This is a genomic window from Streptomyces sp. CB02400 (assembly GCF_001905725.1).
Taxonomy (GTDB): domain Bacteria; phylum Actinomycetota; class Actinomycetes; order Streptomycetales; family Streptomycetaceae; genus Streptomyces; species Streptomyces atrovirens.
Map to the genome: position 1 here is coordinate 69,661 of NZ_LIWB01000015.1, position 8,831 is coordinate 78,491.

The 8,831-nt window shown below is 70.9% G+C and carries 6 protein-coding genes; all 6 read left to right on the plus strand.

Annotated elements, in window-relative coordinates:
• The first annotated feature begins 23 nt into the window (after positions 1-23).
• The 6 genes from rsmA to AMK33_RS29640 all read left to right on the plus strand — a co-directional run bounded on the left by rsmA (position 24) and on the right by AMK33_RS29640 (position 8,583).
• A complete protein-coding gene (rsmA, locus tag AMK33_RS29615) occupies positions 24-905 on the plus strand; it encodes a 16S rRNA (adenine(1518)-N(6)/adenine(1519)-N(6))-dimethyltransferase RsmA (RefSeq protein WP_073936051.1) in 882 nt (293 codons plus the stop codon).
• Positions 902-1,801, plus strand: a complete 900-nt coding sequence (locus AMK33_RS29620) for a 4-(cytidine 5'-diphospho)-2-C-methyl-D-erythritol kinase (protein WP_073936052.1) — start codon at positions 902-904, stop codon at positions 1,799-1,801. The genes rsmA and AMK33_RS29620 overlap by 4 nt, the downstream gene beginning before the upstream one ends.
• Positions 1,802-1,931: 130 nt before the next feature.
• The gene (locus AMK33_RS29625; protein WP_073936053.1) at positions 1,932-3,746 is read left to right on the plus strand and encodes an ABC-F family ATP-binding cassette domain-containing protein; all 1,815 of its coding nucleotides are present in this window, start codon (positions 1,932-1,934) and stop codon (positions 3,744-3,746) included.
• 235 nt (positions 3,747-3,981) lie between these two features.
• A complete protein-coding gene (locus AMK33_RS29630) occupies positions 3,982-5,745 on the plus strand; it encodes an outer membrane protein assembly factor BamB family protein (RefSeq protein WP_073936054.1) in 1,764 nt (587 codons plus the stop codon).
• Positions 5,746-5,827: 82 nt separating this feature from the next.
• Positions 5,828-7,696, plus strand: a complete 1,869-nt coding sequence (locus AMK33_RS29635) for an outer membrane protein assembly factor BamB family protein (protein WP_073936055.1) — start codon at positions 5,828-5,830, stop codon at positions 7,694-7,696.
• Between the two features lie 206 nt (positions 7,697-7,902).
• Positions 7,903-8,583, plus strand: a complete 681-nt coding sequence (locus AMK33_RS29640) for a helix-turn-helix transcriptional regulator (RefSeq protein WP_073936056.1) — start codon at positions 7,903-7,905, stop codon at positions 8,581-8,583.
• Positions 8,584-8,831: the final 248 nt, after the last annotated feature.

Consider the following 8,831-nt stretch of genomic DNA (forward strand, 5'->3'; position numbering starts at 1 on the left):
GCCGCGCCCCGTACCCTTGTCCCGTGACCAGCCCCACCCCCGACGCCCTCCTGGGCCCCGCCGACATCCGTGAACTGGCGGCCGCCCTCGGCGTACGGCCCACCAAGCAGCGCGGCCAGAACTTCGTCATCGACGCCAACACGGTCCGCCGTATCGTGCGCACCGCCGAGGTCCGCCCCGACGACGTGGTCGTCGAGGTCGGACCGGGGCTCGGCTCGCTCACGCTGGCGCTGCTCGAGGCCGCCGACCGGGTCACCGCCGTCGAGATCGACGACGTCCTCGCCGCCGCGCTGCCCGCCACCGTCGCCGCCCGCATGCCCGGGCGGGCCGAGCGGTTCGCGCTGGTCCACTCCGACGCGATGCACGTCACCGAGCTGCCCGGACCCGCCCCGACCGCGCTCGTCGCGAACCTGCCCTACAACGTGGCCGTCCCGGTGCTGCTGCACATGCTCGAAAGCTTCCCCAGCATCGAGCGCACCCTCGTCATGGTCCAGTCGGAGGTCGCCGACCGGCTCGCCGCCGCACCCGGCTCGAAGGTGTACGGCGTGCCCTCGGTCAAGGCCAACTGGTACGCGGAGGTCAAGCGGGCCGGGGCCATCGGGCGGAACGTCTTCTGGCCCGCGCCCAACGTCGACAGCGGACTGGTCTCGCTGGTCCGCCGCGCGGAGCCGCTGAAGACCACCGCCTCCCGGCGCGAGGTGTTCGCCGTCGTCGACGCCGCCTTCGCCCAGCGCCGCAAGACGCTGCGGGCCGCGCTCGCCGGGTGGGCGGGATCGGCGGCCGCGGCCGAGGCCGCCCTGGTCGCGGCGGGGGTCTCGCCGCAGGCACGCGGGGAGTCCCTGACCGTCGAGGAGTTCGCGCGCATCGCCGAGCACGCCACGAGCAAGGAGCAGGGTCAGCAGTGAGCGTCACCGTCCGCGTCCCCGCCAAGGTCAACGTCCAGCTCGCGGTCGGCGCGGCCCGCCCCGACGGCTTCCACGACCTGGCCAACGTCTTCCTCGCGGTGGGCCTGTACGACGAGGTCACCGTCACGGCGGCCGACGGGCTGCGGGTGACCTGCGCCGGCCCCGACGCCGACCAGGTCCCCCTGGACCGTACGAACCTCGCCGCCCGTGCCGCCCTGGTGCTCGCCGAGCGGTACGGCCGGGACGCGGACGTCCACATCCACATCGCCAAGGACATCCCCGTCGCCGGGGGCATGGCGGGCGGCAGCGCGGACGGTGCGGGTGCCCTGCTGGCGTGCGACGCGCTGTGGGGGACGGGTGCCTCGCGCGAGGAGCTCCTCGACATCTGCGCCGGGCTGGGCAGCGATGTGCCGTTCAGCCTGGTGGGAGGGGCGGCGCTCGGTACCGGACGGGGCGAGAAGCTGACGGAGCTGGAGGTCGGGGGAAGCTTCCACTGGGTGTTCGCGATGGCCTCGCGGGGGCTGTCGACACCGGCGGTGTTCCGGGAGTTCGACCGGCTGGGGGAGGGACGGGAGATCCCCGAGCCCGTGGCCTCGCAGGAACTGCTCGACGCCCTGGCCAAGGGGGACGTCGACGCGCTCGCCGCCGCCGTCTCCGACTCCAATGATCTTCAGCCGGCGGCGCTGTCGCTGTTCCCGGAACTGGCGGACACGCTCGCGGCGGGGCGGGCGGCGGGGGCACTGGCCACCCTGGTCTCGGGCTCGGGACCGACCACGGCGTTCCTCGCCCGGGACGCGGAGTCGGCTGACGTGATCGCGGGAGCCCTGAGGGCTTCCGGCACCTGCCGCACGGTGCGCAGGGCGGCGGGGCCGGCGCCGGGGGCGACGGTCGTCTGAGGATCGGGGCCGCGTCCCGACCGTGCCCCGGAAGGTTCGCCGGTCCAAGAGGGACCGGCTCCTCACGTCCCGGGCGCGTTCCGTCAGGGCCTACGCTTGAAAGCTGATCGACCCACCGGGCAGGAGAGAAATGGCCGTCAATCTGGTCAATGTCGAGAACGTCAGCAAGGTGTACGGGACGCGTGCGCTGCTCGACGGGATTTCCCTCGGCGTCTCCGAGGGGGACCGGATCGGGGTCGTGGGGAGGAACGGGGACGGCAAGACCACGCTCATCCGGATGCTGGCCCGGCTGGAGGAGGCCGACACCGGGCGGGTGACGCACTCCGGCGGGCTGCGGCTCGGGGTGCTCACCCAGCACGACTCGCTCGACCCGGCCGCCACCGTGCGGCACGAGGTCATCGGGGACATGGCCGACCACGAGTGGGCCGGGAACGCCAAGGTCAGGGACGTACTGACCGGGCTGTTCGGCGGGCTGGACCTGCCGGGGTTCCCCAAGGGACTCGACACGGTCATCGGGCCGCTGTCCGGTGGTGAGCGGCGCCGGATCGCGCTCGCCAAGCTGCTCATCGAGGAGCAGGACCTGATCGTCCTCGACGAGCCGACCAACCACCTCGACGTCGAGGGCATCGCCTGGCTCGCCCAGCATCTGCGGGCGCGGCGGTCCGCGCTCGTCTGCGTCACCCACGACCGCTGGTTCCTGGACCAGGTCTGCACCCGCATGTGGGACGTGCAGCGCGGTGACGTGTACGAGTACGAGGGCGGCTACTCCGACTACGTCTTCGCCCGCGCGGAGCGTGAGCGCATCGCCGCCACCGAGGAGGTCAAGCGGCAGAACCTGGTCCGCAAGGAGCTGGCCTGGCTGCGGCGCGGCGCCCCCGCCCGGACCTCCAAGCCGCGGTTCCGGGTCGAGGCCGCGAATGAGCTGATCAAGGACGTGCCGCCGCCCCGCGACAGCAGCGAGCTGATGAAGTTCGCCTCCTCGCGGCTCGGCAAGACGGTGTTCGACCTGGAGGACGTCACCGTCCAGGCCGGGCCCAAGGTGCTGCTCAAGCACGTCACCTGGCAGCTCGGGCCCGGGGACCGCATCGGTCTGGTCGGGGTCAACGGCGCGGGCAAGACGTCCCTGCTGCGGGCGCTGGCGGAGGCCGCCCGGAGCGAGGGGGAGGTGCAGCCCGCGGGCGGTCAGGTCCGCGTCGGCAAGACGGTCAAGCTCGCCTATCTCTCCCAGGAGGTCGCCGAGCTCGACCCCACCTGGCGGGTGCTCCAGGCCGTGCAGCAGGTGCGCGAGCGCGTCGACCTCGGCAAGGGGCGCGAGATGACCGCCGGGCAGCTCTGCGAGACCTTCGGGTTCAACAAGGAGAAGCAGTGGACGCCGGTCGGCGATCTGTCGGGCGGTGAGCGGCGGCGGCTGCAACTGCTGCGGCTGCTGATGGACGAGCCCAACGTCCTCTTCCTCGACGAGCCCACCAACGACCTCGACATCGAGACCCTCACCCAGCTCGAGGACGTCCTCGACGGCTGGCCCGGCTCGATGATCGTCATCTCCCACGACCGGTTCTTCGTCGAGCGCACCACCGACCGCGTGTTCGCCCTCCTCGGCGACGGCACCCTGCGGATGCTGCCGCGCGGGATCGACGAGTACCTGGAGCGCCGCAAGCGGATGGAGGAGGCCGCCGCCGCTGCGGCCTCCGTACCGGCCGCGGTGTCTCAGGGTTCCGCGCCGGAGAAGAGCGCCGCCGACCAGCGCGCCGCCAAGAAGGAGCTGCAGAAGATCGAGCGGCAGCTCGACAAGGTCTCCGAGAAGGAGACCAAGCTGCACGCCGCCATCGCCGAGCACGCCACCGACTTCGCGAAGGTCGCCGAACTCGACGCCGAGCTGCGGGAACTGGCCGGACAGCGGGACGAGCTGGAGCTGCGCTGGCTGGAACTGGCGGAGGACGCCTGAGCCGTCCCGCCCGTCCGCGCGCGGGGGCGCGTGTGGCGTGAAGGGGGCGTGAAGGCGCGTAACAGGGGCATCACGGGCCGGTCCTCCCTTGGGAACAGGGGCGGATACGGCCCGGTGGCGTGTCCGTACCGGGTGATAGAAAGGGCCCAGTCTGAGAAACGTCTGAATACGGCTCTGGGTTCATCGCGCACCTCAGGGCGTGGCTAAAAATCAGTGAGCAAGGGGGAACGCGCTGATGACGCAGCCGCCGAACCAGCCGCCGCAGGGAGGCTTCGGAGCGCCGCAGGATCCGCCGCCGGGGGGTGGCTTCGGGGCTCCGCAGACGCCCCCTTCGCCTCCGCAGGGGCCGCCGGCCGGTGCGCCGCAGCCCGGATACGGGTATCCGCAGCAGCCGGGGCCGTACAACTCCGGGCCGTACAACTCCGGGCCGTACGCCTCCGGGCCCTACGGACAGCCGCAGCAGCCGGGGCCGTACGGGCAGCAGCCCGGGTACGGATACCCGCCGCAGCCGCAGTTCCCCGGGGCGCCCGGTACGCCGCCGCCCGGCGGGCCCGGCTCCCGGAGCCCCTTCAAGGGCAAGCCCGCCATGATCATCGGCGCCGCGGTGGCCGCGCTGCTGGTGATCGGCGGCACCGTGTGGGCCGTCTCCGGTGACGACGGCAAGAAGGACAAGAAGCCCGTCGCCAAGCAGACCGACGACCCCGAGCCGGGCGGCTCCTCCGGCGCCCCGGTCAACCCGGGCGACGGCAGCGGCGACGGCGGCGAGGACCCGGAGAACCTCAACGAGGGCCGCAAGGCCGGTGAGTCCAAGGTGCTCTGGTACAAGGAGGCGCCCGACGCGCCCGGTTCCGGCGCCGACGCCCCCGGCATGTGGGTCACCGACAAGACGGCCGTGAAGGCCGCCTACAAGGAGCTCTTCGCCTACAACGTCGGTGACGGCGATCCCACCTGGGACACCATCGCCTTCCCGCAGGAGATCTGCGCGGTCACACAGGAGAAGACGGCCGACGACAAGGTCGTCATCGCCTACAAGAGCGGCAAGAACGACAGCGCCGAGTGCAACCAGCTCCAGCTCGTCGACCTCAACACCGGCGAGAAGGGCTGGAAGCAGGAGGTCGCCGACGGCGCGCTGTTCGACTCCTCGCTCTCCATCGAGATGTCCCTCACCGGCAACACGCTGATGGTGGGCCGCTCGCAGTCCGGCACGGCGTACGACGTGACCAGCGGCAAGAAGCTGTTCGACGCGAAGAAGTACGGCGACGCCCCCTGCTTCCCCGCCGCCTTCGCGGGCGGTGAGCGGCTGCTCCAGGTCGCGTCCTGCGGCGCCGGCGGCACCAACGAGCACGACGAGCTCCGGGAGCTCGACCCGAAGACCGGCAAGGTGAAGTGGACCCAGAAGTTCGACAAGGGGTGGCGCATCGAGCGCACCTACTCCGTCGACCCGGTGGTCGTCTACAGCACCAACGAGGAGAAGAAGGCCTGGAACATATCCGTCTTCACCGGCGGCAGCGGCAAGTTCCGCTCCGAGGTCACCATCGACGAGGACTTCGCCCCCGGCTGCGGCTGGGCCATCCTCGCGCGCGACCTCCAGGGATGTGAAGGCGTCGTCGTCGACGGGAACACCCTCTACCTGCCCACCGAGGCGACCACCGGGGCCAACGAGATCGTCGCCATCAGCCTCGACAACGGCAAGGAGCGGTGGCGGGTCAAGTCCCCCGCCGAGGAGTCCATGCAGCCCATGAAGATCGAGGGCGGCAAGCTCATCGCCTACGTCGAGCCGTCGTACGACGCGGGCGGGCAGGTCGTGGCCGTCCCCGTCGGCGGCAGCGACCACAAGCCGGCCGGACTGATGCGGAACCCGCAGGGCGTCGCGGACATCGAGAACAGCTTCTTCAGCAAGTCGATCGACTGGGTCGACGGACGCTTCTACATCTCGACCACACGGCTGACCGGCAATGACGACTCGAAGGAGAAGTTGATGCTCGCCTACGGCAAGTGAGAGTCGCGGTTCGTCTCCTTCCCGCAGTCCGTCGCCCGTCGTCCGTCGTCCGCCGTTCCCTTTTCTTCGAGGTACTCACGTCATGACCCAGCCGCCTCCGCCGCCCAACCAGCCCCCGCAGCAGCCGGGGTTCGGGCCGCCGCAGCCGCCGTCCACTCCTGGTGGGCCCGATCTCAACAAGGCTCCGGAGCCTGGGTACGGGTATCCGCAGGCCCCGCAGGCCCCGCAGGCCCCGCAGACTCCGGCGGCTCCTCCGGCCGCCCCGCAGACCCCGGCGGCTCCTCCGGCTGCTCCGCAGGGGCCCGGGTACGGGTATCCGCAGCAGCCGCCGGCCGCCGGGTACGGGTATCCGGGGCAGCAGCAGCCGGGGGCGTACGGGCAGCCTCAGCAGCCGGGGCCGTATGGGCAGCCCGGTTATGGGCAACAGCCCGGGTACGGGTATCCGCAGCCGCCGACCATGCCGATGCAGCCGCAGCCGGGGGGTGGCGGGAAGAAGTTCAACGCGCAGGCCGCCATCATCGTCTCGGCGGTCGTGGCCATCGCACTGATCGTCGGTGGCGGTGTCTGGTACGCGTCCTCGTCCGGCAAGGACGACGACAAGGAGACCACCGCGAATTCCGGTGACGGCAAGAACAAGACGAACGGTGGCGGCGGAGGCGGAGGGGACAGCTCCTCCGAAGCGAAGGAGAAGGCGCCGGCCGACACCAACTCCAAGGTGCTGTTCCAGGTGCCCTCACCCAAGGTCCCCAAGGACGTCACGAGCATCTCCACCTCCGGTTCCTGGCTGACCGACACGGTGTACGCCAAGAGCGGCATCGCCGAGATCGTCGGCTACGACCGCGCCAAGGGCACCGAGAAGTGGACGATCGACCTGCCCGGACCGGTGTGCGAGGCCACCAACCGCGTCACCGAGGACAACAAGACGGCGATCACCTTCAAGCCCGCCATGCCGACCAAGGGGAACCCGCAGGCCTGCACGCAGATCGCGGTGATCGACCTGGAGGCGGGCAAGGAGCTGTGGACCAAGACCGCCAAGTCCGGCACCATGCCGATCAGCTTCAACAACGTCACGATCAGCGGTGGTACCGTCGCGGCGGGCAGCACCAGCGGCGGCGCCGCCTGGGAGATCGCCTCCGGTAAGCAGCTGTGGGCGCCCAAGACGTCCGACTCCTGCTACGACTCCGGGTACGGCGGCGGCGAGAAGCTCGTCGCGGTGCGCAAGTGCGGCTCGTACGAGCAGCGGCAGCTGCACATCCAGAACATCGACCCGAAGAGCGGGAAGGTGATCGCCGAGTACAAGATGGACGAGGGCATCGAGTACGCCGCCGTCGTCTCCACCGACCCGCTGATCGTGGCGGCCGACGTCAACGAGTCCGCGGGTGACGGCAGCGGGATCTCGGACTTCTTCTCCATCGACAACAAGACCGGCAAGCTGCGTGCGCGCATCTCCGCGCCGGGCGACGAGTTCGCGGCCCGCTGCGACGGCATCTACAAGCTCGAGAAGTGCAGCGGGCTGGCGGTCGGCGACGACAAGCTGTACATCGCCACCGAGGAGCACGAGGGCGCCGGGGAGTCGTACAGCCAGACCAACGAGATCGTCGCCTTCGACCTGGCGACCGGCAAGCAGACCGGTCAGCGGGCCGACGCGGGTGAGGACTACACGATCACTCCGCTGCGGATGGACGGCGGCAACATCCTGGCGTACAAGCGTCCGCCGTACGACAAGGGCGGGCAGATCGTCAGCATCGACGGGGGGACCTTCAAGCAGACGACGCTGATGGAGAACCCGGCGACGGAGACCGTGCGGGACGTGGAGGCGCGGATGTCGCCGGATTCCGCGGAGATCCTGTTCTCGCAGGGCAGTCTGTACATGTCCGAGGTGTTCGCCAGTGATTTCTCGTCGGCTTCGGACGAGAAGGAGTATCTCGTGATCGCTTTCGGTACGAGCTGATCGTTCGGATTCTTGCTTTTCGCGGCCCCGTCCCTGGTCAGGGACGGGGCCGCGGGCGTATCGCGCATCATGTGCTCATCACCGTCGAATGCGAGAATTTCGGTGATCCGGGGCGATTCTCGCCGGTAGGGGGAGCGCGATGTCGAACAAGCGTGTAGCTTCCGGGGGCATCCGGGGGTGCGTTGTTATGGGGGGTTGGTTGTTCGATGGGAGTGCGGCTGATGGTGGTCGACGACCACCGGTTGCTCGCCGAGGCGCTGGCCTCGGCGTTGAAGCTGCGGGGGCACCGGGTGCTGGCGGCTGCGGCGCCGGCCTCCGGGGCGGCGGATCTGGTGATCAGCAGGGCGCCCGAGGTGTGTCTGCTGGGGACGGCGGCGCCGGCGGAGGCGGGGGCCTTTGATCCGGTGGTGAAGATCAAGCGGGAGCGGCCGCAGGTGGCGGTGGTCGTGCTGGGGCCGGTGCCGTCACCGCGGGGTATCGCGGCGGCGTTCGCGGCGGGGGCGTCGGGGTACGTGCGGCACGACGAGCGCATCGAGGGGGTCGAGCGGGCGATCATGAAGGCGCGGGCGGGGGAGGCGGCGGTGGCGCCGCAGTTGTTGCAGGGGGCGTTCGGGGAGCTGCTGAATCCTGCGGCGCAGCCGGATGACGAGGGTGCGCGGTTGTTGCAGATGCTGACGCCTCGGGAGGTGGAGGTGCTGGTGCGGGTCGCCGACGGGGAGGACACCCGGCTGATCGCGGCGGGTATGGGCATCGCACCGTCCACGGCCCGGACGCATGTCCAGCGGGTCCTGATGAAACTGGGCGTGGGCTCCCGCCTGGAGGCAGCGGCCCTGGCCGCCCGAACGGGCCTACTGGACCGCGCGGGGCCGGTGGGGGGCGGGTCTTAGCCCCTGCGGTGCGGCGTTCGGGCCGGTGGGGGCGTGGGTCTTGCGCCTGCGGTGCGGGGTGCGGTCCGGTGGGTGGATGCCTGCGGCGCAGCTTTCGGTTCGGTGGGGGCTGGGGTAGCGCCTGCGGTCGGTGGGTGGGTCGGGGCCGGGTCGGGGGTGTCCGTCCTCGGACTGGCGCGGAACGGGTTCCTTGGATGGGATGTGGGGTGCGGACGCGCCAGCCGCTGCGGGCGGCCACCCCCGCCCCG

Excerpts from the sequence above, each read along its gene's own strand:
- AMK33_RS29625 (WP_073936053.1), top strand. The coding sequence starts at position 1,932 with ATGGCCGTCAATCTGGTCAATGTCGAGAACGTCAGCAAGGTGTACGGG.
- AMK33_RS29630 (WP_073936054.1), top strand. The coding sequence starts at position 3,982 with ATGACGCAGCCGCCGAACCAGCCGCCGCAGGGAGGCTTCGGAGCGCCG.
- AMK33_RS29635 (WP_073936055.1), top strand. The coding sequence starts at position 5,828 with ATGACCCAGCCGCCTCCGCCGCCCAACCAGCCCCCGCAGCAGCCGGGG.
- AMK33_RS29640 (WP_073936056.1), top strand. The coding sequence starts at position 7,903 with ATGGGAGTGCGGCTGATGGTGGTCGACGACCACCGGTTGCTCGCCGAG.